This window comes from Hydrogenophaga palleronii, assembly GCF_031457455.1.
GTDB lineage: Bacteria > Pseudomonadota > Gammaproteobacteria > Burkholderiales > Burkholderiaceae_C > Hydrogenophaga > Hydrogenophaga palleronii_A.
Map to the genome: position 1 here is coordinate 251,386 of NZ_JAVDWU010000002.1, position 23,236 is coordinate 274,621.

At 62.5% G+C, this 23,236-nt stretch carries 20 protein-coding genes; 8 read left to right on the forward strand and 12 right to left on the reverse strand.

Annotation, left to right across the window (positions count from 1 at the left end; translation table 11 throughout):
- Nucleotides 1–210 precede the first annotated feature (210 nt).
- Nucleotides 211–783, forward strand: a complete 573-nt coding sequence (locus tag J2W49_RS05760; protein WP_310313761.1) for an Rrf2 family transcriptional regulator — start codon at nucleotides 211–213, stop codon at nucleotides 781–783.
- A 136-nt stretch (nucleotides 784–919) separates the two neighbouring features.
- On the opposite strand, the gene crcB is transcribed toward J2W49_RS05760, so the two are convergent.
- The 5 genes from crcB to J2W49_RS05785 form a co-directional block, all read right to left on the reverse strand.
- Entirely contained in the window at nucleotides 920–1,297 is a 378-nt protein-coding gene (crcB, locus tag J2W49_RS05765) for a fluoride efflux transporter CrcB (protein WP_310313765.1), read from the reverse strand.
- Between the two features lie 109 nt (nucleotides 1,298–1,406).
- On the reverse strand, nucleotides 1,407–2,438 hold the full coding sequence (locus J2W49_RS05770; protein WP_310312823.1) for a recombination-associated protein RdgC: 1,032 nt from the start codon (nucleotides 2,436–2,438) through the stop codon (nucleotides 1,407–1,409).
- Nucleotides 2,439–2,550: 112 nt separating this feature from the next.
- Complete coding sequence (locus J2W49_RS05775; RefSeq protein ID WP_310312825.1) at nucleotides 2,551–3,846, reverse strand: TRAP transporter large permease; 1,296 nt, start codon at nucleotides 3,844–3,846, stop codon at nucleotides 2,551–2,553.
- A complete protein-coding gene (locus J2W49_RS05780) occupies nucleotides 3,839–4,342 on the reverse strand; it encodes a TRAP transporter small permease (RefSeq protein ID WP_310313768.1) in 504 nt (167 codons plus the stop codon). Before J2W49_RS05780 ends, J2W49_RS05775 begins: the two co-directional genes overlap by 8 nt.
- 178 nt (nucleotides 4,343–4,520) lie before the next feature.
- Nucleotides 4,521–5,486 (reverse strand): TRAP transporter substrate-binding protein, encoded by a 966-nt coding sequence (locus J2W49_RS05785; RefSeq protein ID WP_310312828.1) that lies wholly within the window; start codon nucleotides 5,484–5,486, stop codon nucleotides 4,521–4,523.
- Between the two features lie 130 nt (nucleotides 5,487–5,616).
- Here J2W49_RS05785 and J2W49_RS05790 point away from each other — a divergent pair, with 130 nt between their 5' ends.
- From J2W49_RS05790 to J2W49_RS05820, 7 genes are all read left to right on the forward strand, one after another.
- Entirely contained in the window at nucleotides 5,617–6,576 is a 960-nt protein-coding gene (locus tag J2W49_RS05790) for a LysR family transcriptional regulator (RefSeq protein WP_310312831.1), read from the forward strand.
- Between the two features lie 139 nt (nucleotides 6,577–6,715).
- Complete coding sequence (locus J2W49_RS05795; RefSeq protein WP_310313771.1) at nucleotides 6,716–7,492, forward strand: putative hydro-lyase; 777 nt, start codon at nucleotides 6,716–6,718, stop codon at nucleotides 7,490–7,492.
- A gap of 13 nt (nucleotides 7,493–7,505) precedes the next feature.
- Nucleotides 7,506–8,471, forward strand: a complete 966-nt coding sequence (locus tag J2W49_RS05800) for a TRAP transporter substrate-binding protein (protein ID WP_310312834.1) — start codon at nucleotides 7,506–7,508, stop codon at nucleotides 8,469–8,471.
- Between the two features lie 89 nt (nucleotides 8,472–8,560).
- On the forward strand, nucleotides 8,561–9,073 hold the full coding sequence (locus J2W49_RS05805; protein WP_310312836.1) for a TRAP transporter small permease: 513 nt from the start codon (nucleotides 8,561–8,563) through the stop codon (nucleotides 9,071–9,073).
- A 33-nt stretch (nucleotides 9,074–9,106) separates the two neighbouring features.
- Entirely contained in the window at nucleotides 9,107–10,399 is a 1,293-nt protein-coding gene (locus tag J2W49_RS05810) for a TRAP transporter large permease (protein ID WP_310312838.1), read from the forward strand.
- A 26-nt stretch (nucleotides 10,400–10,425) separates the two neighbouring features.
- Nucleotides 10,426–11,388 carry a TRAP transporter substrate-binding protein gene (locus tag J2W49_RS05815; RefSeq protein ID WP_310312841.1) on the forward strand — a complete coding sequence of 321 codons (963 nt, stop codon included), beginning with the start codon at nucleotides 10,426–10,428 and terminating at the stop codon, nucleotides 11,386–11,388.
- Nucleotides 11,389–11,399: 11 nt separating this feature from the next.
- Nucleotides 11,400–15,017, forward strand: coding sequence for a hydantoinase B/oxoprolinase family protein (locus J2W49_RS05820; protein WP_310312843.1), 3,618 nt, complete (start codon nucleotides 11,400–11,402; stop codon nucleotides 15,015–15,017).
- Between the two features lie 292 nt (nucleotides 15,018–15,309).
- Here the strand turns inward: J2W49_RS05820 and lapB are convergent, their stop codons facing one another.
- The 7 genes from lapB to pheA form a co-directional block, all read right to left on the reverse strand.
- Nucleotides 15,310–16,455: a lipopolysaccharide assembly protein LapB gene (lapB, locus tag J2W49_RS05825; protein ID WP_310312846.1), complete on the reverse strand. Its 1,146-nt coding sequence runs from the start codon at nucleotides 16,453–16,455 to the stop codon at nucleotides 15,310–15,312.
- Nucleotides 16,445–16,729, reverse strand: a complete 285-nt coding sequence (locus J2W49_RS05830) for a lipopolysaccharide assembly protein LapA domain-containing protein (protein WP_405000993.1) — start codon at nucleotides 16,727–16,729, stop codon at nucleotides 16,445–16,447. The genes lapB and J2W49_RS05830 overlap by 11 nt, the downstream gene beginning before the upstream one ends.
- 77 nt (nucleotides 16,730–16,806) lie before the next feature.
- Nucleotides 16,807–17,127 (reverse strand): integration host factor subunit beta, encoded by a 321-nt coding sequence (locus J2W49_RS05835; protein ID WP_310312852.1) that lies wholly within the window; start codon nucleotides 17,125–17,127, stop codon nucleotides 16,807–16,809.
- Between the two features lie 99 nt (nucleotides 17,128–17,226).
- Nucleotides 17,227–18,909, reverse strand: a complete 1,683-nt coding sequence (rpsA, locus tag J2W49_RS05840; RefSeq protein WP_310312855.1) for a 30S ribosomal protein S1 — start codon at nucleotides 18,907–18,909, stop codon at nucleotides 17,227–17,229.
- Between the two features lie 194 nt (nucleotides 18,910–19,103).
- Nucleotides 19,104–21,155 (reverse strand): bifunctional 3-phosphoshikimate 1-carboxyvinyltransferase/cytidylate kinase, encoded by a 2,052-nt coding sequence (locus J2W49_RS05845; RefSeq protein WP_310312858.1) that lies wholly within the window; start codon nucleotides 21,153–21,155, stop codon nucleotides 19,104–19,106.
- 74 nt (nucleotides 21,156–21,229) lie between these two features.
- On the reverse strand, nucleotides 21,230–22,108 hold the full coding sequence (locus tag J2W49_RS05850; RefSeq protein WP_310312861.1) for a prephenate dehydrogenase: 879 nt from the start codon (nucleotides 22,106–22,108) through the stop codon (nucleotides 21,230–21,232).
- A 30-nt stretch (nucleotides 22,109–22,138) separates the two neighbouring features.
- The gene (pheA, locus tag J2W49_RS05855) at nucleotides 22,139–23,236 is read right to left on the reverse strand and encodes a prephenate dehydratase (protein ID WP_310312864.1); all 1,098 of its coding nucleotides are present in this window, start codon (nucleotides 23,234–23,236) and stop codon (nucleotides 22,139–22,141) included.

Below are 23,236 nucleotides of genomic sequence, written 5' to 3' on the forward strand. Positions count from 1 at the left end.
AACGTTTCCCGGGCTGGTGTTATATACCCCTGGGAGTGTCAAATGTAGACTTCACCAACGCACACGACGTTGATTTTTGTCAATTCGAGGGTTCACGCCCTTCATCGAAAATCGTTTCTGCCGGAGCGGCTTCGGTGCCCGGTTTCTTGGGGCAAGCACATTGACGCTACAGTCATGGATTCAACCGCTCTCAACCCCGGGCAAGGACTCATGCGACTCACTCAATGGACCGACTACAGCCTGCGGGTGCTGATGTATTGCGCCGCCTGCGAAGGGCGTGAACATCCGCCCACGGTGAGCGAGATCGCGGAGGCGCATGGCATTTCCCGCAGCCACCTCACCAAGATCGTCATGATCCTGGCGTCGTTCGGCTGGCTGGCCACCACGCGGGGTCGGGGTGGTGGCCTGCGTTTGCTCAAGCCGGCCCGGGATCTGACGCTGGGCGAGATCGTGCGCCAGACCGAAACCGACATGACCCTGGTGGAATGTTTTGATCGCAAGACCAACACCTGCCGCCTGGATGGCTATTGCAGGCTCAAGGACGCCTTGTACAAGGCGACAAAGGGGTTTTTTGACGTGCTTGATGGCATCACGCTGGCCGATCTGCTGGCTCCCGTGTCGTTGGCCAAGGCACAGGCAGGGCAGCTGCCGCACCTGATTCCGATCCAGATGGCTTCGCTGAATATGCGGAAGAAGGGGGCGGCCCCGGGTGCCAAGGCCGAACCCACGCACGTGCCTGCGGCCAAGCGCAAGCCGGCGAAAAAACCCACCAACACCGACTGACGTGAGGGTCTCGGGAAATTCGTCATGCGCGGACTATATGTCCGAATTAATTCATTAAAAATGAATGTTTGTGTGCGCTTGACTTGCATCAAGAAAATTGACCAACTGGCCGTCAGTGTCCGGGGGGGGCAGCCGCTCAGAACAACCAGCGTTGCGCCGACTTCATGCCGGCCAGCGTCAACGCCAGAGAGCCGAACAGGTGCAGGCTCGCGGTACCGGTGGCAAGCAACCAGCGGCCGTGCTGCAGCATGCCCACCACCTCCACCGAGAAGGTGGAAAACGTGGTCAGCGCACCCAGACAGCCAGTCACGATGGCGAGGCGCCAGGCCGGGTCGAGCTGTGTCTGGTTCTGGAAGTACACGACTGCCATGCCCACCAGATAGGCCCCGATCCAGTTCGCTGCCAGGGTGCCCCAGGGCAACAATGCAGTACCGTGGTTCAGCCACAGACCCAGACGCCACCGGGCGAGGGCGCCGACGCAGGCACCCAGGCAAATGGCAAGCACGCTGGGCAAAGTGTTCATTGCATCGCGGTTGGGTTTTCCGTGCGCCCGCAACCTGTCGAGAGCTCGTCAGGATGTGGCGGCGTGGCTGTTCCAGGTCCGGCCCGCACGGTCATGACGCTCAAAACGGAGGGCCTTCCTCGTCTGCCTCAGCGGTGACAGGCTCCTGTGTCATGGTTGCAGTGGCGAGCGAAGCCTCGTTGCCAACGCTGGTTGCGCTTGCGCTTGCGGTAGCCGCATCGAAGGTCTGTTCGCCACCCAGCGCCTCGACCAGTTCGGGAATCAGCTTCTGCAATTCGCCAGTGGAGAGCGCCACGTCGGTGTCGAAGCCGCTTTCATCGTCGTTGGCACGGTCGTCGAATACACCCTCCAGGAAGGCCAGCTTCTTGAGCTGTAGGGATTCGGTGAGCATAAAACCGATGCGGCCTTCCCAGCTCATGGCCAGGCGGGTGGGCAGCTTGCCTTCTACGATGTGCTTGCGCACCTCGTCGGTGGCGAGGTTGTGCCGAGTGAACTTCACGACCGACTTTTCTTCGTCGCCCGACTTGAGTTCACACTCGCGCTCGACAGCGAAGCCGCCGGGCACGGCGCCTTCGTCCGGGTCGGTGGAGGTGGCCGACAGCCACTGCGTCATTGCGGTTTGTGGCGTGACCTGGGTTTGAAGCAAGGTGATGGTCAGGCCGTCAAAGACCCGCACCAGTGCCGTCACCACTTCGTCGAGCTTGCCCTGGCTGCTGGCGTCGGTGACCAGCCAGCCGTTCTGAAGGTCGATCCACACCCACACATTCATCTGCCGGGCAAAGGCCTGTGGCAGCAGGGCCAGCAAGGCGTCTTCACGCAGGGCCTTGGTTTCTTTCTTGCCAGGTTTGCGGCCTGTGGAAGCCTCGATCTGGTCAGCCGCCTCCTGGGCCTTTTCGCGCACCACCGAGCCCGGCACACCCTTGGTCTCGATTCTCAGCTTGAGGATGCGTTGACCCGCCACCGACTCCACCAGCGGGCCATGGTCTTCACCGCGTGGTTCAACCCAGCCCACGGACTTGTCCTGCGTGGCGCCGCAGGGCACGAACCGGGTGGTATCCAGCGCTGCTTCCATGGCCTCCAGAGAGGGGCTCCAGCCTGGGGCCAGGCGGTAAATCGTCACATTCTTGAACACGGAAATCCTTCTGACAACAACAAAGAGTGGCGCCCGCTTGGCGAGCGCAACCCGTCATCTTAGTGGGGCCGGGATGAGATGCTTCGGTGGTAAGCGCCGGAGCGCCAGACGGTCACATGCGGCCTGGCAGCCAGGTCGCGATCTGGGGGAACCACCACAGCAGGGCCAAGGCCAGCACCATCAGGAAAAAGTAGGGAATGGTCACTTTGGCGATCCAGGTGATCTCGCGTTTTGTCATGCCTTGCAGCACGAACAGGTTGAAGCCCACCGGTGGCGTGATCTGTGCCATTTCCACCACGATGACCACGAAAACACCGAACCAGATCAGGTCAATGCCGGCGGCCGAAACGGTGGGCAGGATCACGCCCATGGTCAGCACGATCATGGAAATGCCGTCGAGGAAGCAGCCGAGCAGCATGTAGAACAGCGCCAGCGCGATGATGAGCACCACCGGCGACAGGTTAAGTCCGGTGACGTATTCGGCCAGATGCCTGGGCAGACCGATGTAGCCCATGGCCAGTGTCAGAAAGGCCGCGCCAGAGAGGATCAACGCGATCATGCAGTAGAGACGCGTGGCACCCAGAAGTGAGTCGCGGAACGTGGCCCAGGTCAGGGAACCCTGTGCAGCCGACAGGACCAAGGCGCCCACCACGCCCACGGCCGCCGCTTCGGTGGCGGTGGCGATGCCGGTGTAGATGGTGCCGATGACACCGCCAATGAGCAGCACCACCGGGATCAGGTGCCGCGATTCGACGAGCTTCTGTGCCAGGGTCAGCCGCGTGTCGCTCAGGGGCACCTGGCTGGGGTTGAAGAGTGCCCACACCATGATGTATCCACTGAACAGCGCGCCCAGCAACAGGCCGGGAACGACGCCGGCCATGAACAGCTTGGCAATGGACACCTCAGCCGCCACGCCATAGACGATCATGATGATGGAAGGCGGAATGAGCAGGCCGAGCGTGCTGGCGCCCCCCAGCGAACCCACGATCTTGTCGGCAGGGTAGCCGCGCTTGGACAGTTCGGGAATGCTCATCTTGCCGATCGTGGCGCAGGTGGCTGCTGACGACCCCGAGACGGCAGCAAAAATGGTGCAGCCCAGGATGTTCGTGTGCAGCAGCCGGCCGGGCAGGGCGTTCACCCAGGGTGCCAGCCCCTTGAACATGCTTTCCGACAGTTTGGTGCGGAACAGGATTTCCCCCATCCACACGAACAGCGGCAGCGCGGTCAACGTCCAGCTGCTGGCCGAGCCCCAGATGGTGATGGCCATGGCATCGCCAGCGGGGCGGGGGGAGAACAGCTCCATGCCGATCCAGGCCACACCCGCGAGTGTGAGGCCGATCCAGACGCCGCTGCCCAGCAGGGCGAACAGCGAGACGATGAGCAGCGTGGTGACGACGAACTCACTCATGGCGGGTGCTCCCGGCATCATGGTGGCGGCGCTGCCGGAGTTCGAGCACCCATTCGTCGACGAAAGCTATCAGTAACACCGTCGTGCCCACCCCCATCAGAATTTGCGGAATCCACAAGGGGGTGGCATCCGCTGCGGTGGAGATGTCGTGAAATTGATGCGACTGCCAGGCCAGCCGCCATGAATACACCGCGAGCAAGGCCGCCAGCAGCACCGCCACAGACAGCGACCAAAGCTCCAGACCACGGCGGGCTGAACCGGTGAGCTTGCCGATGATGAGAGTCACGCGAATGTGCTCGCCACTCTTGAGCGTGTGCGCCAGCGCAAGAAAACCAGCACCTGCCATGGCATAGCCTGCGTAGGCATCTGTGCCCGGCACATAGAACTGAAGCAGCCGACCGAAGATGGACAGCAGCACCATGACCAGCACACCGATCATGAACAGCGCGGCCAGCCAGGCCGAACCAAGGTAGAGTGCGTCGAGGATTTTTCGCATGAGCAGATTGCGCGCCGAGAGGGCGGTGCGGTGCAAGAGATGGTGGTGCAAAGGGATGGGCCGGACCCAATGCGTTGCCGGCGCGCAATGCCCCTTTCCAGAGACACCGAGGAACCGGCTCTGCCGGGCCTCTGGTATCGCCCCCTTGAGGGGGTAGCGCGAAGCGCTGCGGGGGTGTCTATTTTTTATACCCGTCCAGCATGGCCTGCCCTTCTGGGCCTGCTTTTTCCAGCCACTCCTTGAGCATGGTGTCGCCCACTTTCATCATGTCTGCCTTGAGCGTGGCCGATGGTGGTTCCACCGCCATGCCGTTCGCCTTGAGCACGGCCAGCGTATCGGTGTTGACCTTCTGCGACGCTGCCCAGCCGCGTGTTTCGGCATCGGCAGCGGCCTTGAGCACGGCATCCTGGGTGGCTTTGTCGAGTGCATCAAAGGCGCGCTTGTTGACGATGACGGCGTTCTTCGGCAACCAGGCCTGTACGTCGTAGTAAAACTTCAAATGTTCGTACAGCTTGCTGTCGACACCGGTGGCGCCGGAGGTCATGTTGGCCTCGACCGCGCCGGTGGCCAGGGCTTGCGACAGTTCGGCGGCCTGTACTGTCACGGGCTGGGCACCTACCAGCTCTGCGATGCGCGAAGTGGCGGGGCTGTAGGCGCGCCATTTGCTGCCCTTGAGGTCTGCCGCACTTGTGACTGCCTTCTTGCTGTAGATGCCTTGCGGTGGCCATGGCACGGTGTAGAGCAGCTGCATGCCCTGTTCGCCCAGCTTCTTCTCTAGGATGGGTTTCTGGGCCTTGTAGAGCTTCATCGCATCGTCGTAGCCGGTGGCCAGAAAGGGCAGGCCATCGGCGCCAAACATCTGCCATTCGTTCTGGTAAGCCGCCAGTAGGATCTCGCCAGCCTGGGCCTGTCCACCCTGCACCGCACGCTTGATTTCGGGTGCCTTGAAAAGCGACGCACCCGGGTGCACCGTGATCGCGAGTTTGCCGTCGGTGGCCTTGGCCACATCGCTGGCAAAAGTCGCGAGATTGACCGAGTGAAAGTTGGTGGCCGGGTAGGCCGCCGGCAGGTCCCATTTGGTTTGGGCTTGGGCAGCGGTGCCAAGGGCCAGGGCGGCAGCGAGCATTCCAAATTTGAACTTCATGGTTTCTCCGGGACAATGATTGAATGATGGGAAGCCAGAGCATAAATGCAAGTAGTGGGCCAGGCGTCAGGGTGTTTTCCCCTGTGCGGCGGTGCCCCGTGGGATGTCTGCAGCATCTCGGAGGCCTGACGTGAACCTTCGTTTTGTCGAGGCCTTCTACTGGGTGGTCTCGCTCAAGAGCGTGACCAGGGCGGCGGAAAAGCTGTTTCTCACGCAGTCGGCCATGTCAAGTCGCATAGCCGCGCTCGAGGACGAGCTGGGGGTGCTGCTGCTGGACCGGCGCGACAAGCAGTTCCGGCTCACGGTGGCCGGCACGCGCTTCTTCACCTATGCGCAGCGCTTGCTCGAGCTGCAGCGGGAAGCGAAAACCGAGATGGGGTCCGGTGCATCGCTGGCGGTTTCCATGCGCATCGGAGCCATTGAATCGGTGTTGCATTCCTGGTTGATTCCATGGATCGAGAAGCTGCGAGCCGATCACCCGGCGCTGGCGCTGGAGCTGACGGTGGAGACCACGCCCATTCTGGTGGAGCAGGTCCAGCGCGGAACGCAAGATCTCGTCTTCGCGGCCTTGCCCGCTTCGGCTGATGGCGTGCGCAGCAGAAGTCTGCCGCCCATGGACATGGTCTTCATGGGTCACACACAGATGCATCGCAAGCGCCGCTACACCCTGGCCGAACTGGGTGAGTTCGAGATACTGACCTTCCAGCGAGGCTCGCTCCCGCATGTGGCTTTGCTGGATGTGTTCCGGCAGGAAGCGATCGAGCCCCGACGCATACACACCATCTCGTCCATCTCGGCCATGGTGCAGCTTGTGCAGGGCGGCTTTGGGGTGGCCACCCTGCCGCGCAAGGCGGTGGAGCGCATGCAGAACTACCCGAACCTTCGCCCCCTGAGTTGCGATACGTCGCTGCAACCCTTGCCCATTCATGCCAGCTACCGGACCGACCCCAGCACGGATGCGGTCGAGACGGTGGTGAAGTCGGCACTGGCCTTCCAGGCGGTGCATGCAGGTTCCGGTGGCCGGGCAAAGAGTGCACCAAACAGGCGCACGGCGCCCCTTGATGGATCATCGAAAAAATCGATGAAGTAAGAGAAATATTTTGAGTTTGAACTGAGGCGCCACGCACTCCACAATCCGCCCAACGTCATCACGGTGACATGTTCGGATAACAGGAGACGCAGTGAAGAACGAAAGCGAACAGGCGATCGCGGTGTTTGGCGCCGAAGGCTTGCAGACCGCAGCGCTGGTGCGAAGCCGGATCCGCAAGGGTCTGTGGACCTCGCACACCAGCGGTCTGGCCGATGAACATGTGCAGGGCAACCTGGTGATCCTGCCCAAGGCGCAGGCTGACGATTTTCTGCTGTATTGCCAGCGCAACCCCAAACCCTGTCCGGTGCTCGCGGTGTCCAACCCGGGGGACCGCAGCCTGCCTACGCTGGGTGCGGACATCGACATCGCCACCGATGTTCCGCGCTACCGCGTGTGGCGCGATGGCGAACTGGTGAATGAGCCCACCGACATCACGGCGTTGTGGCGCGACGATCTGGTGAGTTTCGTGATTGGCTGCTCGTTTTCTTTCGAACAGGCGTTGATGGAAGCGGGACTTACCCTGCGGCATGTGGAGCAGGGGCGCAACGTGGCCATGTTCCGCACCAACATTCCTACACAGCCCGCAGGACCTTTTTCAGGGCCGCTGGTGGTGACCATGCGACCCCTGCGCGCCAGTGCCGTGATTCGCGCGGTGCAGATCACTTCCCGCTTTCCCAATGTTCATGGCGCGCCGGTGCACATCGGTGATCCCTCCCTGATCGGCATTGCCGACCTCGCCCGCCCTGACTACGGCGATGCGGTCGACGTGATGCCCGATGAACTGCCCGTGTTCTGGGCCTGTGGCGTCACGCCGCAGGCCGCGATCCAGCAGGCCCGCCCCGCGTTCTGCATCACCCATGCCCCCGGCGCGATGCTGATCACCGATCTCCTCAACCACCAACTCGCCAGTTTTTAACCAGGAGCCTCCGATGAAGAAAACCCTGTTCTGCCTCACCGCCGTCGCCTTTGCCTGTGCTGCTTCTGCCCAGACCAAATGGGATCTGCCTACCGGCTACTCGGCCAACAGCTTCCAGACCCAGAACGTTCAGCAGTTCGCCGATGAAGTGGACAAGCTCACCAACGGCAAGCTCAAGATCACGGTTCACGCCGGTGGTTCGCTCTACAAGGCCAACGAGATCAAACGCGCGGTGCAGACCGGGCAAGTGCCCGCGGCCGAGTTCATCCTCTCCGGTGCGGCCAACGAAAATCCTTTGTTCGGTGTGGACTCGATTCCCTTCCTGGCCACCAGCTATGCCGCGTCCAAACGTCTGTACGAAGCCGCCAAGCCGGCGCAGGACAAGCTGCTGGCCTCGCAAGGCATGAAGGTGCTGTTTACCGTGCCGTGGCCAGGCCAGTCGCTGTACTCGATCAAGCCTGTGAACAGCCCGGCCGACTTTGCCGGCACCAAGATGCGCGCCTACAACCCGGCCACCACGCGCATTGCGCAGTTGCTCAAGGCGCAGCCAGTGACCATCCAGCTCGCCGAGTTGCCCCAGGCCCTGGCCACCGGCGGTGTGCAGAACTTCCTGACCTCCAGCGCCAGCGGTGTCGAGAGCAAGCTGCACGAGCAGGTGAAGCACTTCTATCCGGTCAGCGCCTGGTTGCCGCGCAATGCCACGGTGGTGAACCAGAAGGCTTTTGATGAGCTTGATAAGGCCACACAGGACGCCGTGCTGAAGGCGGCCATGAACGCCGAGCAGCGCGGCTGGATCACCAGCGAGCGGCTCGACGGTGAATACATCAAGGAACTGGGCGCCAAGGGCATGACCATTGCCCAGCCTTCGGAGGCCATCAAGAAGGAACTCGCCGTCATTGGCGACACCATGACCGCCGAATGGCTCAAGACCGCCGGGCCTGATGGCCAGGCCGTGATCGACGCCTACCGCGGCCGTTGATCCTCCGCAGTGCGGCGAGCGTACCGGCAAGCCGGCCGCCCCGTCGCCTGCCTCTCCCACTGAATTGAAGACCGAACCAGGAGCGTGCGGTGTCCAGACTCGTCTATGCGTTTTATCAGGGCCTGCTGGCACTGTCCTGTCTGTCCATGCTCGCTGCCTTCGGTTCGGTGGCGCTCGGGGTGGTGGCCAGGCAGGCGCAGTGGGACATTCCCGGGCTTGACGCCTATGCCGGCTACGCGATCGTCTGTGCGCTGTTTCTGGCGCTGCCGGCCACGCTGGCCAGCGGTGATCACATTCGCGTCACCCTTGTGCTGGACCGCTTGCCGCCGTCGCTTCGGGGCGCGATGGAGTGGTTTTGTCTGGGTGCGGGTCTGCTGGTGACAGGTCTCATGGCCTGGTTCTCCGCGCGGCTGGCGTGGCAATCGTACGTGTACCACGACGTGTCGCCCGCAGCCGATGTGACGCCGCTGTGGATGCCACAAATGGGCCTGGTGCTGGGCAGCATCGGATTTGCCATGGCGTTTGTGCACGCCATTGTGTTGCGCTGGCAGGGCGGCGACTTCATGGCCAAGAGCGGCGACGAAGCCGCCCGTGCCGAATAACAGCGGCCTGGTGCCGTGAAGAAGAAAGAAAATATGGACGTCGTGATCGCACTGGCACTGATGGTGCTGCTGTTTGCCATTCTTGGATCGGGCCTATGGATCGGCCTTTCCCTGACGGCGGTGGCCTACATCGGCATGGAACTCTTCACCTCTCGCCCGGTGGGCGACAGCATGATGCTTACCATCTGGAGCCACACCTCCAGCTGGACCCTCACCGCCTTGCCACTGTTCCTGTGGATGGGTGAAATCCTCTTCCGCAGCAAACTCACCGACGACATGTTCAAGGGCCTGGCGCCCTGGTTGGAAAGCCTGCCGGGCCGACTGCTGCACACCAACGTGGTGGGTTGCACCATCTTTGCGGCCATCTCCGGTTCTTCGGCCGCCACTTGCGCCACCGTGGGCAAGATCACGCTGCCCGAACTGCAGAAGCGCGGTTATCCGGAAGAAATGTCGGTGGGCACGCTGGCCGGCGCCAGCACCCTGGGCCTGCTCATACCGCCGTCCATCATCCTGATCGTCTATGGCGTGGCGGCGAATGTGTCGATCGCCAAGTTGTTTCTGGCGGGCGTGGTGCCCGGGCTGCTGCTGGCCGCGCTGTTCATGGGCTACATCATGGTGTGGTCGCTGTTCAACCGGGACAAAGTGCCCGCTGCCGGCATCCGCATGAGCTTTCTCCAGAAGGTGGCGGCGGCGCGCCACCTGATTCCGGTGGTGGTGCTGATCGGGCTGGTGCTGGGAGGCATTTACAGCGGCATTGCCACCGCCACCGAGGCGGCGGCGGTGGGGGTAGCAGGTGCGCTGGCGCTCTCCGCCATTGAAGGCTCGCTGAACTGGAGCCGGTTCAAGGAAGGGTTGGTGGCGGCCTGCAAGGTGTACTGCATGATCGGCCTCATCCTCGCCGGCGCCGCTTTCCTCACCCTGGCCATGGGCTTCATCGGGCTGCCCAGGCACGTGGCGGAGTTCATTGGTGACCTGAACCTCTCGCCCTTCGTGCTGATGCTGCTGCTGATCGTGTTCTTCATCGCGCTCGGCTGTTTCCTGGACGGCATTTCCATGGTGGTGCTCACGATTGCCGTGCTGCTGCCCACGGTGGAGGCCGCAGGCTTTGACCTGATCTGGTTCGGCATCTTCATCGTGCTGGTGGTGGAGATGGCGCAGATCACACCGCCGGTGGGGTTCAACCTGTTCGTTCTGCAGGGGCTGACGCGGCGCGAAGTGACCTGGATTGCGAGAACGGCGCTGCCGCTGTTCCTGCTTATGGTGTTTGCGGTCATCACGACCTACTTTGTGCCCGAGCTGGTGCTCTGGTTGCCGAACCGGGCCTGATCCACCTTCCGAAAAAGGAGCCTCCCATGAAATGGATTGTTCTGGTTGCGCTGGCCGCAGCCTCGGTGGCGCACGCCCAGACCCAGTGGAAACTGGCCACCGGCTACCGGGCCGAGTCCTTTCACACCGAGAACATCGCGCAGTTCGCCCGCGACGTGGAGCGGGCCACGAATGGCGCCCTGCGCATCGAGGTGCACCCGAACAACACGCTCTTGAAGCTGCCCGAGATTCCGCAGGCGGTGCAATCCGGCCAGGTGCAGGCCGGTGAAACCATCATGACCAACATGGTGGCTGATCTGCCCATCGCGGGTGCCGATGCCATTCCATTTGTGGTCGGCAGTTACACAGACGCTCGCAGGCTCTGGGACCTGCAGCGGCCCCTTATTGCCAAGCACTTCTCCCAGCGAGGGCTGATGCCGCTGTACGCCGTGCCATGGCCGCCACAGGGGCTCTTCACCAAATCGCCGGTGCAGTCACCTGCCGATTTCAATGGAAAGCGCATGCGCACGTACAACCTGTCCACCCGGCGCATTGCCCAGATGCTGGGCGCCGAACCGGTCGACGTGCCCATGGTGGAGGTCAACCAGGCGCTCGCAGGCGGCAGGATCGACAGCATGATCACCTCGGCCATCACTGGCGTGGAGAACCAGGTTTGGGGGCAGATCGGCCATTACTACACCATCAACGCCTGGTTCCCAAAGAACATCGTCTTCGTCAACCTCAAGGCGGTCGAAGCCTTGCCGCCTGCGGTGCGCGAGGCGGTGCTGTCCGCGGCCAAAGAAGCCGAGTCGCGTGGCTGGGCCATGAGCCAGCAGGTGGCCGAGGCTTCTACCCGGGAACTTGAGCTCAAGGGCATGAAGGTGGGCCGGATTTCCCCCAGCTTCGAAGCCGAGCTCAAGCGCCTGGGCGAACGTTTTTCCCGTGAGTGGGTGCAGTCGGTTGGCAATGAGGCCAACGTCATCTTTGTGCCCTACTACTTTCAACGCTAAAGTCCCTCATCATGCAAGACACGACACCCCCCACAGGCAACCGCTGGCAGTTCTGGATCGACCGGGGCGGCACATTCACCGACATCGTGGCGAAGAAACCGTTGCCCGATGGAAGCTGCACACTGATCACCCACAAGCTGCTGTCCGAAAACCCGGAGCAGTACCGTGACGCGGCGGTGGCCGGCATTCGCCACCTGCTGGGGCTGAAGCCCGGTGAACTGGTGACGCCAGAGCAGGTGGAGTGCGTGAAGATGGGCACCACCGTGGCCACCAATGCCTTGCTCGAACGAAAAGGTGAGCGCACGTTGCTGGTGACCACGCGCGGTTTCCGCGATGCGCTGCGCATCGCCTACCAGAACCGTCCACGCCTGTTTGATCGCCACATCGTGCTGCCTGAATTGCTCTACAGCGAGGTGATCGAAGCCCGGGAGCGCATGGGTGCTGTGGGTGAGCTGGTGCAGCCACTGGATGAAGCCGCATTGCGCGACGACTTGATCGCCGCTCACGGTCGCGGACTTCGCAGCGTGGCTGTCGTGTTCATGCACGGCTACCGTTTCACCGAGCACGAACGCATCGCCAGCCGCATCGCGCGCGAGGTGGGTTTCACGCAGGTGAGCGCCTCGCACGAAACCAGCCCGATGATGAAGTTCGTGAGCCGGGGCGACACCACCGTGGTCGACGCTTACCTCTCACCCATCCTGCGCCGCTATGTGGACCAGGTGGCAGCCGAGATGCCTGGCGTGAAATTGTTCTTCATGCAGTCGTCCGGCGGTCTGACTGACGCCCGCGCGTTCCAGGGCAAAGACGCCATTCTCTCTGGCCCGGCGGGCGGCATCGTGGGCATGGCACGCACCGCCGGTCTGGCTGGGCACGAGAAAGTCATCGGCTTTGACATGGGGGGCACCTCCACAGACGTCTCGCACTACGCGGGCGAATTTGAGCGTGAATTCGAGACCCAGGTCGCCGGGGTGCGCATGCGCGCACCCATGATGAGCATCCACACCGTGGCCGCGGGTGGAGGCTCCATCCTGTCTTTTGATGGATCGCGTTTCCGCGTGGGACCGGAAAGCGCCGGCGCCAATCCCGGGCCGGCGAGCTACCGCCGTGGCGGCCCGCTGGCGGTGACGGACGCCAACGTGATGACCGGCAAGATCCAGCCACACCATTTTCCCAAGGTGTTCGGACCCGGGGCCGACGAATCGCTGAGCCATGAGGCGGTGAAAGCGAAGTTCGAAGAGCTGGCGACGCAGACCGGTCGCAAGCCTGAAGAGGTGGCCGAAGGCTTCATCAACATCGCCGTGCAGCAGATGGCCAATGCCATCAAGAAGATTTCGGTGGCACGCGGCTACGACGTCACCCGCTACACCCTGCAATGTTTCGGCGGGGCAGGGGGGCAGCACGCCTGCCTGGTGGCCGACGCGCTGGGCATGACACGCGTGTTCGTGCATCCTTTGGCCGGCGTGTTGAGCGCCTACGGCATGGGCCTGGCCGACCAGAACGTGATCCGTGAGGAGGCCGTTGAGTTGCCCCTGGAGGCCAACGCCTTGCCGCTGGTTGCTGACCAGCTCGACAAGCTGGCCGCCGCTGCACAGGGAGAGCTGGAAAGCCAGCAGGTCAGTGCAGGGCCCATCATCCTGCACCATCGCGTGCATGTTCGGTATGAAGGCAGCGACGCGGCGCTGGTGGTGCCGTTTGGCGATCTGGCCGCCATACAGGCTGGGTTCGAGGTGGCCTACCGCCAGCGGTTCGCATTCCTCATGCAGGGGAAGCGGCTGGTGATCGAAGCCGTGTCGGTCGAAGCCGTGATCGCAGGCGACGCGCCAAACGAACCCCGCTTCGACACCTTCGAGGCACGCGAAGTCCCCCGCCGCGAGACCGTGCGCATGTACTCCGGCGGCCAGTGGTTTGACGCGGCACTGGTGGTGCGCGAAGACCTGCGACCTGGCGATGTGATTCCCGGACCGGCCATCATTGCCGAGAAGAACGCCACCACGGTGGTGGAGCCCGGCTGGGAGGCTGTGCTCACCGCGCTTGATCATCTGGTGCTGGACCGCCGGATCCCGCGCAACGCCTCTTTTGCGGTGGGTACCACGGCCGACCCTGTGCTGCTCGAAGTGTTCAACAACCTGTTCATGAACATTGCCGAGCAGATGGGCTTGCAGTTGCAGAACACGGCCTACTCGGTCAACATCAAGGAGCGGCTCGACTTCAGCTGCGCGCTGTTCGACGCCGAAGGCAACCTGATCGCCAACGCACCGCACATGCCGGTGCATCTGGGCTCCATGGGTGAAAGCATCAAGACCGTGATCCGCGAAAACGCGGGCAAGATGCAGCCGGGCGATGTGTACGCCCTGAATGATCCCTACCACGGAGGCACGCACCTGCCCGATGTCACCGTCATCACGCCGGTGTATCTCGCCGCAGCGGGGAACGACAAGCCTCTGTTCTACGTGGGCAGCCGTGGCCACCACGCCGACATCGGAGGCACCACCCCTGGCTCCATGCCCCCGTTCTCCACCCGCATCGAGGAAGAAGGCGTGCAGATCAACAACGTCAAGCTGGTGGACAAGGGCATGCTGCGCGAAGCCGAAATGATCGCGTTGCTGCAGAGCGGTGAATACCCTTCGCGCAACCCGCAGCAGAACATGGCCGATCTCAAGGCACAGATCGCCGCCAACGAGAAGGGTGTGCAGGAACTGCGCAAGATGGTCGACCAGTTCGGCCTGGACGTGGTGCAGGCCTACATGGGTCATGTGCAGGACAACGCCGAGGAGTCGGTGCGACGCGTCATCACGCGTTTGAAAGACGGTGAATACACGTTGCCGCTGGACAATGGTGCACAGATCCGGGTGGCCATTCGCGTGGACACCCAAGCCCGTAGCGCCGAGATCGACTTCACCGGCACCTCCGAGCAGCAACTCAACAACTTCAACGCGCCTACCGCGGTGTGCATGGCGGCGGTGCTTTACGTGTTCCGCACGCTGGTGGACGACGACATTCCGCTCAATGCAGGTTGTCTCAAACCATTGAAGGTGATCATTCCCGCCGGCTCCATGCTCAACCCCAATCCGCCTGCCTCCGTGGTGGCAGGCAACGTGGAGACCTCAAGCTGCATCACCAATGCGCTGTACGGCGCTCTGGGGGTCATGGCCGCCAGCCAGTGCACCATGAACAACTTCACCTTCGGCAATGCCACCCACCAGTACTACGAAACCATCTCCGGGGGCAGTGGTGCAGGCGACGGTTTCGATGGCACGAGTGTGGTGCAGACCCACATGACGAACTCAAGGTTGACCGATCCGGAAGTGCTCGAATTCCGCTTTCCAGTCAGGCTGGAAAGCTATGAGATCCGCGACGGCTCAGGTGGGGCAGGGCGATGGCACGGCGGCAATGGTGGCGTTCGCCGTGTCCGCTTTCTTGAGGACATGACTGCGAGCATCCTCTCCAATGGTCGGGTGCACGGCGCGTTCGGCATGGCTGGCGGACAACCCGGCGCTGTCGGCATCAACCGCGTGGTGCGCTCAGACGGCAGTGTCGAGGACCTGGCTCATATTGGTCAGGCCGAGATGAAGCCCGGCGACATCTTCGAAATCCTTACGCCAGGGGGTGGTGGGTACGGTGCACCGTAGCGAACGCGGGACGCCAGGAATCAAGGGCGCCTCCCCGCAATGGTCTGTTTCTTCGCAAGGTTGGACCGAACCGCGAACCAGCCCAACCAGCCTTTCTCAGAAAAGAAGCATTTGAGAAGGCGTGGCCCCTCTCCCCAGCCCTCTCCCCAGAGGGGCGAGGAAGTAAGAGACACATCCTCCGGAGCGAAGTGCCCCTTCCAGAGATACCGTCGGGCCGGCTTTGCCGGACGACTGGTATCGCCCCCTTGAGGGGGTGACGCGCCGCAGGCGCGGCGCGGGGGTGGGCCAAGTCTTAAAGCTCTTCAACCCGCCTGGCCGGGTAACTGTCCCAGGTCTGGCACCCTGGGCAGTGCCAGAAGTGCTGCTGTGCTTCAAACCCGCATGCCGCACAGCGGTAGCGCTTGAGCGGCATGCTGGCCTGGGCGAGCGCTGTCTGTACGGGCGCCTGCGCGGCTGGGTTCGAAAACTGTTCACCCGCCAGCCACTGGGCCGCCAGAACCAAGGAGGATTCGCGGCCCAGATGGGTCAGGTACTGCGTCCGTGCAATTTCCCTGTCTTCACAAAGGCTGGCCAAGGCCTCGGTCACATCGATCGAGGGAGCGCGCTGGTCGCTGATCGTGAGCAGCTGTCTGGCCTCGTCCAGTCGCCCTGTCTGCCGGGCCAGATCGGCAAGGGATCGGGCAGCCAGCGGCATGGCGGACGGTGCCTGCTTCTGCAGTTCGCGCAGCGCATTGAATGCCGCATCGGGCTGGCCTGCTTGCGATTTCAAAGAGGACAGCGCCAACCAGCCGCGCGCCAACTGCGGCGCCCGCGCCACGGCATCGTTCAGCAGCTTCAGCGCCTTCTCTGTGTCGCCGGTGCGCACAGCCTGCTCGGCTTCTTCACACAGATAGTGCGCCAGGCGGTTGGAGAAGCTGCCTTGTTCAGCAGTTTCGAGTTTTTCAGCGATCACCTTGGCTTGCGGCCAGTCGCGCGAGCGTTCGTAGATTGAAAGCAGTGCGAGCAAAGCCTCGGCCTCGTAGGCTGAGCCTTCCAGGCGGTGCAAGGCGGTCTCTGCGCGGTCCAGCAGGCCCGCTTTCAAAAAATCCAGCGCAAGCGCATGCTGTGCCCGGTCACGCTCTTTGCGCCCGATGTCGGCGCGCGAAAGCAGATGTTCATGGACGCGCACGGCCCGATCGTAGTCACCCCGTCGGCGAAAGAGATTGCCCAAGGCAAAGTGCAGTTCGGCGGTGTCCGGATCGCCTTGAACCGCCTCGATGAAAGCGTCGATGGCCTGATCCTGTTGCTCGTTGAGCAGGTGATTCAGGCCCCGGAAATATGCCTTGGGCGCTTGTCGACCCTCAATGCGCCACTGTCGCAGATCCAGTCGGGAGGCGATCCAGCCCAAGGCGAACGCCAGGGGCAGACCCCATAGCAACCATGTGAAATCAAAGTCCATGCCGCGGATCGTGAGGCTCGGGGAACTGGCTCACGTCGATCTCGGTGGCCGGTGCGGCGGGAGGCTGGGCGCGTCGCGCTTTGCGCGCACGCAGCCACAGCGGCAGCATCACGGCCACACCGAGAAACACACCGGCGATCAAGGCCACCAACAGGATCAATACCAAGGGTGCCTGCCAGCTTGCCCCAAAGAAGAGCCGCAGCGTGACATCGTCCTGGTTGTTCAGGGCGAAGGCGAAAAGTGCAAAAAAAATGGCTGCGTTGAGCAGCCACATCAGGTATCTCAAATCGTCCCCTTTGTGGTGGAACGATTGTAGCGATCCGAGCACAAGGTCGGATCGCCATCAGCCGCCTACACAGGCTTCTTTGGCTCCCGTCCCAGGATTTCAGCCGTTCTGGCATCCACATGCTCGCGCAATGCCTTGCCTGGCTTGAAATGCGGCACACGTTTCTCCGGAATCATCACGCTTTCGCCCGAACGTGGATTGCGCCCGATTCGGGGAGAGCGGCGGTTGACGGAGAAGCTGCCAAACCCACGGATCTCGATCCGATGACCTTTGACCAAGGCGTCGCCCATGGCGTCCAGGATCGCCTTGACGGCGAACTCGGCATCACGATGGGTCAACTGGCCAAAGCGGTTGGCCAGAGCTTCAACAAGGTCTGATCGGGTCATTGTGTTGTGGTTGAGCGTTGGACCTCAGGTGTTCGGCATGCATGCATCGGGCGGGAAAAACCCACCCGATGCATCAGGTCGAACGCCGTGCCTCGGCTATCAGTTGTTGTTGTCCAGCTTGGCGCGCAGCAGGGCGCCCAGGCTCGTGGTGCCGGCGTTTTCACGGGACGATTGCTGGCTCAGGCTGCTCATGGCTTCCTGCTGGTCAGCGGCGTCCTTGGCCTTGATGGACAACTGGATGTTGCGGGTCTTGCGATCCACATTGGTCACCACAGCGCTCACTTCGTCGCCTTCCTTGAGTACGTTGCGCGCATCTTCCACGCGGTCGCGGCTGATTTCGCTGGCGCGCAGGTAGCCCAGCACGTCTTCGCCCAGATCGATCTCGGCGCCCTTGGCGTCCACGGTCTTGACCTTGCCGGTCACGATGGAACCCTTGTCATTCACCGACACGAAGGTGGTGAAGGGGTCGCCGTCGAGCTGCTTGATGCCAAGGGAGATGCGCTCGCGCTCCACGTCGATGGCCAGCACGATGGCTTCCACTTCCTGGCCCTTCTTGAAGTTGCGCACGGCGGCTTCGCCGGTTTCGTTCCAGGACAGGTCAGACAGGTGCACCAGGCCGTCGATGCCGGCAGCCAGACCCACGAACACGCCGAAGTCGGTGATGGACTTGATCGGGCCCTTGACGCGGTCGCCGCGCTTGGTGGCTTCAGCGAACTCGTGCCAGGGGTTGGCGCGGCACTGCTTCATGCCCAGCGAAATGCGGCGCTTGTCTTCGTCGATGTCGAGCACCATGACTTCGACTTCGTCACCCAGCGACACCAGCTTGTTCGGGGCCACGTTCTTGTTGGTCCAGTCCATCTCAGACACGTGCACCAGGCCTTCGATGCCAGGCTCGAGTTCCACGAACGCGCCGTAGTCGGCGATGTTGGTGATCTTGCCGAACATGCGGGTGCTCTGTGGGTAGCGGCGCGAAACGCCCATCCATGGGTCATCGCCCATTTGCTTGAGGCCCAGGGAGACGCGCTGTTTCTCGGTGTCGAACTTGAGGATCTTGGCGGTGATTTCCTGGCCGGCCTGAACGACTTCGCTCGGGTGGCGCACACGGCGCCAGGCCATGTCGGTGATGTGCAGCAGGCCGTCGATACCGCCCAGGTCCACGAACGCGCCGTATTCGGTGATGTTCTTGACCACACCGTTGACGATGGCGCCTTCTTTCAGGGTTTCCATCAGCTTGGCGCGCTCTTCGCCCATGGAGGCTTCCACCACGGCGCGGCGGCTCAGCACCACGTTGTTGCGCTTGCGGTCGAGCTTGATGACCTTGAACTCCATGGTCTTGTTTTCGTAGGGCGTCAGGTCCTTGGTGGGACGGCTGTCGACCAGCGAGCCTGGCAGGAAGGCGCTGATGCCGTTGACCATGACCTTCAGGCCGCCCTTGACCTTGTTGCTGGTGGTGCCGGTGACGAAGTCGCCGGATTCCAGCGCCTTTTCCAGCGACATCCACGATGCGAGGCGCTTGGCCTTGTCGCGGGAGAGCAGGGTGTCGCCGAAGCCGTTTTCGACCGAGTCGATGGCCACGGACACAAAATCGCCCACCTGCACTTCGAGTTCGCCCAGGTCGTTCTTGAATTCGGCCAGCGGCACATAGGCTTCCGACTTCAGACCGGCATTGACCACCACGTGGCTGTGTTCGATTCGAACAACTTCAGCGGTGATGACTTCGCCCGAGCGCATTTCAGCGCGTTTGAGGGACTCTTCGAACAGGGCGGCAAAAGATTCAGACATTGAATTTCCTAAAACCGATCAAAGCCGTGCACAGCTGCGCACAAGAGGTGCAGCATGCGAATCGGCGTATGGGCGGTATTGACGTTGCGGGCCGGGGCACCGCGGGGTTAAGGGTCAAGAACCATCAGGCCTGCGGGCTGTGAATACCCGGCGGGACCGTCTGGGCCAAATACACCGACAAACTCAAACGCTTTTCAAACCTTTGGGAATGCCGTTTTGTCTTGCCACCAGATCAACATCTGATCGATCGATTGCTCGATACTCAAACCCGAGTTGTCCAGTTGCAAGGCGTCTTCGGCGGGCCTGAGAGGCGCATGGCTGCGGGAAGAATCTCGCTCGTCGCGCCGGATCAAATCCGCCAGAAGGTCGTCGATGTTAGCAGCAAATCCTTTAGAAATCAACTGCTTATGCCGGCGCTGTGCCCGCTGGCTGGCGCTGGCGGTCAGGAACACCTTCAGAGCCGCATCGGGGAAAACGACCGTACCCATGTCGCGCCCGTCGGCCACGAGGCCCGGGAGCTGGCGAAAGTCGTGCTGCAGACCCAGCAATGCGGACCGCACCTGCGGCACCGCCGAAACCCGGGAAGCGGCCATGCCGGCAGATTCGCTGCGCAAGAGCTCGGTCACGTCTTCCTCGTTCAGCAGGATATGGTCACCCGTGAAGCGCACCTGCATGCTCGAAGCCAGCTCGCCAAGTCGATCGGCCTGATTCTCGGCCTTCAGCGCAGTTTCGTCTGTTGCAAGGCCCGCTCTTTCCGCCGCGAGACCCACCAGTCGGTACAAGGCACCGGAGTCCAGCAGGTGGTAGCCCAGCCGATGTGCCAAAGCCGCAGCCAGGGTGCCTTTGCCTGACGCGGTGGGACCGTCGATGCAGATCACCGGTATGTTGGCCGGCGGGGTCTGGCACACCTCAAACAGGGTCTCGAAGTAGTCGGGAAAGGTCTTGCCCACGCATTTGGGGTCTTCGATGCGCACGGGCAGTCCGGCCGGGTTGAATGCCGCCAGAGAAAAACACATGGCGACCCGGTGGTCGTCGTAGGTGTGGATGCTGGCGGCGGACCAGGCCTCGGCGGACGCGGGCGGTGTGATGCGAATGAAATCCGGACCTTCCTCTACCAAAGCGCCGAGCTTGCGGCATTCTGTGGCCATGGCGACGATGCGGTCGGTCTCCTTGACGCGCCAGCTGGCGATGTTGCGCAATGTGGACGGACCGTCCGCATACAGCGCCATCACGGCCAGCGTCATGGCCGCATCAGGGATGTGGTTGCAGTCAAGATCAATGGCCTTCAACGGCCAGGCGCCTCGCCTGATGTGCAGCGTGCTGGCGTCACCGCTGAGGTCGGCTCCCATAAGCCTGGCGGCTTCAATGAAGCGGATGTCGCCCTGGATCGAAGCCAAGCCCACCCCCTTGATGGAGATGCCGTCGCAGCCGGGCGAGCAGGGCGCAATGGCTCCCAGTGCAATGAAATAGCTGGCCGATGAAGCATCACCCTCCACCGGGATGCGCCCGGGGGATCGGTACTGGCTGCCAGCCGGAATGGTGAAACGTTTCCACTCGTCCCGCTTCACGTCGACGCCGAAGCGCTGCATCAGATTGAGTGTGATTTCGATGTAGGGCCGAGAAATCAGCTCACCCGCCACATCGATATGAATGTCGCGTGTGCGGGCGGCCAGCGGCAGCGTCAGCAGCAGTGCAGTGAGGAACTGGCTGGAGACGTCGCCCCGGATCTGAATGGGTGCATCAATCGTCAGTTCGGTGGGCTCGCCGGTACCCAGGCGCAAGGGTGGATAACCATCGTTGAGCGTGTAGGTCACCGAACAACCCAGCTGCCGCAGTGCATCTACCAGGTCGCCGATGGGACGTTCGTGCATGCGTGCAACACCGCTGAGGTCGAATTGACCGCCGTGCTGGCTGGCCAAAACGGCCAGTGCCGCCGTGAGTGGTCGCATGGCCGTGCCGGCGTTGCCTAGAAACAGCGCTGCGGTTTTGACCGGCAGGGTGCCACCCAGGCCGTGCACCCGCACTTCACCGTTCGAACGGTGTTCAACTTGGCAACCCAAGGTGGCAAGTGCCTGAAGCATGACCTGCGTGTCGTCCGAATCCAGCAGGTCGGTGATGTCGGTATGGCCGGTGCTGAGTGCTGCCAGCAGCAGCACGCGGTTCGAGATGCTTTTGGAGCCTGGTAATTGAACCGTCCCGCCAGCGCTCGCCAGAGGGGGGATGTCTAGGTGGTCAGTTGAGTACATTCGGGCAGTTGGGTCGTGGGCGGCTCGTTGGGTCCATCACGTGGTGAGACGGATCGCGAGCGGGACCCGGGATTTCAGCCATGGGACTTGATTGCCGTCATGCGCCAATGGGATCGCGAAGAACTGGCAGCATCGATCAGGGCCTCCAGCGCATCCGGGTTGCCCGCCGCAATGGCTGTTTCCATCGTGTGAAGAGCACGCTGAAAGTGCCTGGACTGTGCGATCAGCTCTTCCCGGTTGGAGATCAGGATGTCGCGCCAGATGCTCGGGTCGCTGGCCGCAATGCGGGTGAAGTCCCGGAAGCCGGGACCCGCCAGGGAAAGGTAGGTGTCGCCATCCGCTTGGCCCTTGATGGAGTTCATGAGCGCAAAGGCAATCAGGTGGGGCAAATGGCTCACCGCAGCGTAGGCCGCATCGTGCGCCTCAGGCGACATCTGCCGCACGTGGCAGCCCAGTGCCGTCCACACCTGTTGGGCTTTTTCCAGCTGGGCCGTGAGGGTGCGCTCAATGGGCGTCAGGATGACCTGGCGCCCGCGATAGAGTTCGGCGTCGGCATGCTCCACGCCTGCCAGTTCCTTGCCTGTGATCGGGTGGGCGGGCACGAACACCCCCACCTGATCGCGCAGCACCCGGCGCGCCGAATCGATCACTTCGCGCTTGGTCGACCCGACATCCATGATGAGGGTGTTCGGTGTCACCAGATGGCGAATGGCCTTGAAGGTGGCCTCAGTGGCAGCCACCGGCACGGCCAGCAGCACCAGATCCGCGCCCGACACCGCCAGCAGGGCCGACGGCGCTTCCACATCGATCACGCCCATCTGCCGGGCGCGCTCGGTGGTGGAAGGCGATTTGCTGTAGCCCACCACCCGCTTGACCAGGCCCGCCTTCTTGAGCGCCAGAGCAAATGAGCCGCCCATCAGGCCGCAGCCAATGAGGCCAAGTTGTTCAAACATACAGTTTCTTCAAAAGAGGGCGGGTTGGCATCACTCTGTGACCGGGTAGGCGCCCAGAACCTTGTAGAAAGCACACAAATTCTGGAGTTCCCCCAGTGCCGCCGCCACATGAGGCTGGGACGGATGCCCTGCGATGTCGATGTAGAAGTAATACTCCCATTGACCGGATTTGGCAGGGCGGGACTCGAACCGGGTCATGGACACGCCATTGTTTTTCAGTGGCACCAGCAGATCGTGTACTGCACCTGGACGGTTGGGAACCGAAACCACGAGGCTGGTGCAGTCCTTGCCGGACGCCGGCGGCATGGCGAGCGTCTGAGGCAGGCAGATGACGGCAAACCGGGTCCGGTTGTATGCCTCATCCTGAATCGCATGGGCCACGATGTGCAGTCCGAACTGAGCTGCCGCGCGTTCGCTGGCCAGGCCGGCCCAGTTCGGTTGGGTCGCGGCCAGTCTCGCGCCCTCGGCATTGCTTGAAACCGCGCGCCGCTCGGCGTTCGGCAGGTGTTGGGACAGCCAGTTCTGGCACTGTGCCAGGGCCTGCGGGTGGGCCATCACGACCTCGATGCCGTCCAGGTTGTTGATCTGCCTGAGCAGGTTGTGGCGAACCAGCAGACTGACTTCGCCTACCACGTGTACGGGTGAGCGAAGGAACAGGTCCAGCGATCTTGCCACCACACCCTCGGTCGAGTTCTCCATGCCCACCACACCGTACTGTGCTGTGCCGGCTGCCGTGGCGTGAAACACCTCATCAAAGTTGGCGCAGTAGATCAGGTTGGCTGCGCTGCCAAAGAACTCGATTGCCGCCTGCTCGCAGAAGGTGCCTTGAGGGCCGAGCACCGCCACGCGCTGTGGTGCCTCAAGCGCCAGGCAAGCCGACATGATTTCTCGCCAGATGGAGGCCACGTGCTGGTTCAGCAGCGGCCCCTGGTTGGCGGCCTGGATCTTCTCGATGACCTGTGCCACCCGGTCCGGTCGGAAGAAGGGGGAGCCCTCCTGGCGTTTGATCTCGCCGACTTTTTCTGCGACGTGGGCGCGCTGATTCAGCAGCGAGAGCAGTTGCTGATCCAGGGCATCGATCTGGATGCGCAGATCGCCAAGCGAGTCCGATGGTTTGGGTTGCGTCAT

Excerpts from the sequence above, each read along its gene's own strand:
- J2W49_RS05810 (WP_310312838.1), top strand. The coding sequence starts at position 9,107 with ATGGACGTCGTGATCGCACTGGCACTGATGGTGCTGCTGTTTGCCATT.
- J2W49_RS05785 (WP_310312828.1), bottom strand. The coding sequence starts at position 5,486 with ATGAAGTTCAAATTTGGAATGCTCGCTGCCGCCCTGGCCCTTGGCACC.
- J2W49_RS05850 (WP_310312861.1), bottom strand. The coding sequence starts at position 22,108 with ATGTTTGAACAACTTGGCCTCATTGGCTGCGGCCTGATGGGCGGCTCA.
- J2W49_RS05800 (WP_310312834.1), top strand. The coding sequence starts at position 7,506 with ATGAAGAAAACCCTGTTCTGCCTCACCGCCGTCGCCTTTGCCTGTGCT.
- J2W49_RS05815 (WP_310312841.1), top strand. The coding sequence starts at position 10,426 with ATGAAATGGATTGTTCTGGTTGCGCTGGCCGCAGCCTCGGTGGCGCAC.
- rpsA (WP_310312855.1), bottom strand. The coding sequence starts at position 18,909 with ATGTCTGAATCTTTTGCCGCCCTGTTCGAAGAGTCCCTCAAACGCGCT.
- J2W49_RS05845 (WP_310312858.1), bottom strand. The coding sequence starts at position 21,155 with ATGTACTCAACTGACCACCTAGACATCCCCCCTCTGGCGAGCGCTGGC.
- J2W49_RS05780 (WP_310313768.1), bottom strand. The coding sequence starts at position 4,342 with ATGCGAAAAATCCTCGACGCACTCTACCTTGGTTCGGCCTGGCTGGCC.
- J2W49_RS05820 (WP_310312843.1), top strand. The coding sequence starts at position 11,400 with ATGCAAGACACGACACCCCCCACAGGCAACCGCTGGCAGTTCTGGATC.
- J2W49_RS05835 (WP_310312852.1), bottom strand. The coding sequence starts at position 17,127 with ATGACCCGATCAGACCTTGTTGAAGCTCTGGCCAACCGCTTTGGCCAG.
- J2W49_RS05760 (WP_310313761.1), top strand. The coding sequence starts at position 211 with ATGCGACTCACTCAATGGACCGACTACAGCCTGCGGGTGCTGATGTAT.
- J2W49_RS05775 (WP_310312825.1), bottom strand. The coding sequence starts at position 3,846 with ATGAGTGAGTTCGTCGTCACCACGCTGCTCATCGTCTCGCTGTTCGCC.
- lapB (WP_310312846.1), bottom strand. The coding sequence starts at position 16,455 with ATGGACTTTGATTTCACATGGTTGCTATGGGGTCTGCCCCTGGCGTTC.
- pheA (WP_310312864.1), bottom strand. The coding sequence starts at position 23,236 with ATGACGCAACCCAAACCATCGGACTCGCTTGGCGATCTGCGCATCCAG.
- J2W49_RS05830 (WP_405000993.1), bottom strand. The coding sequence starts at position 16,729 with ATGTGGCTGCTCAACGCAGCCATTTTTTTTGCACTTTTCGCCTTCGCC.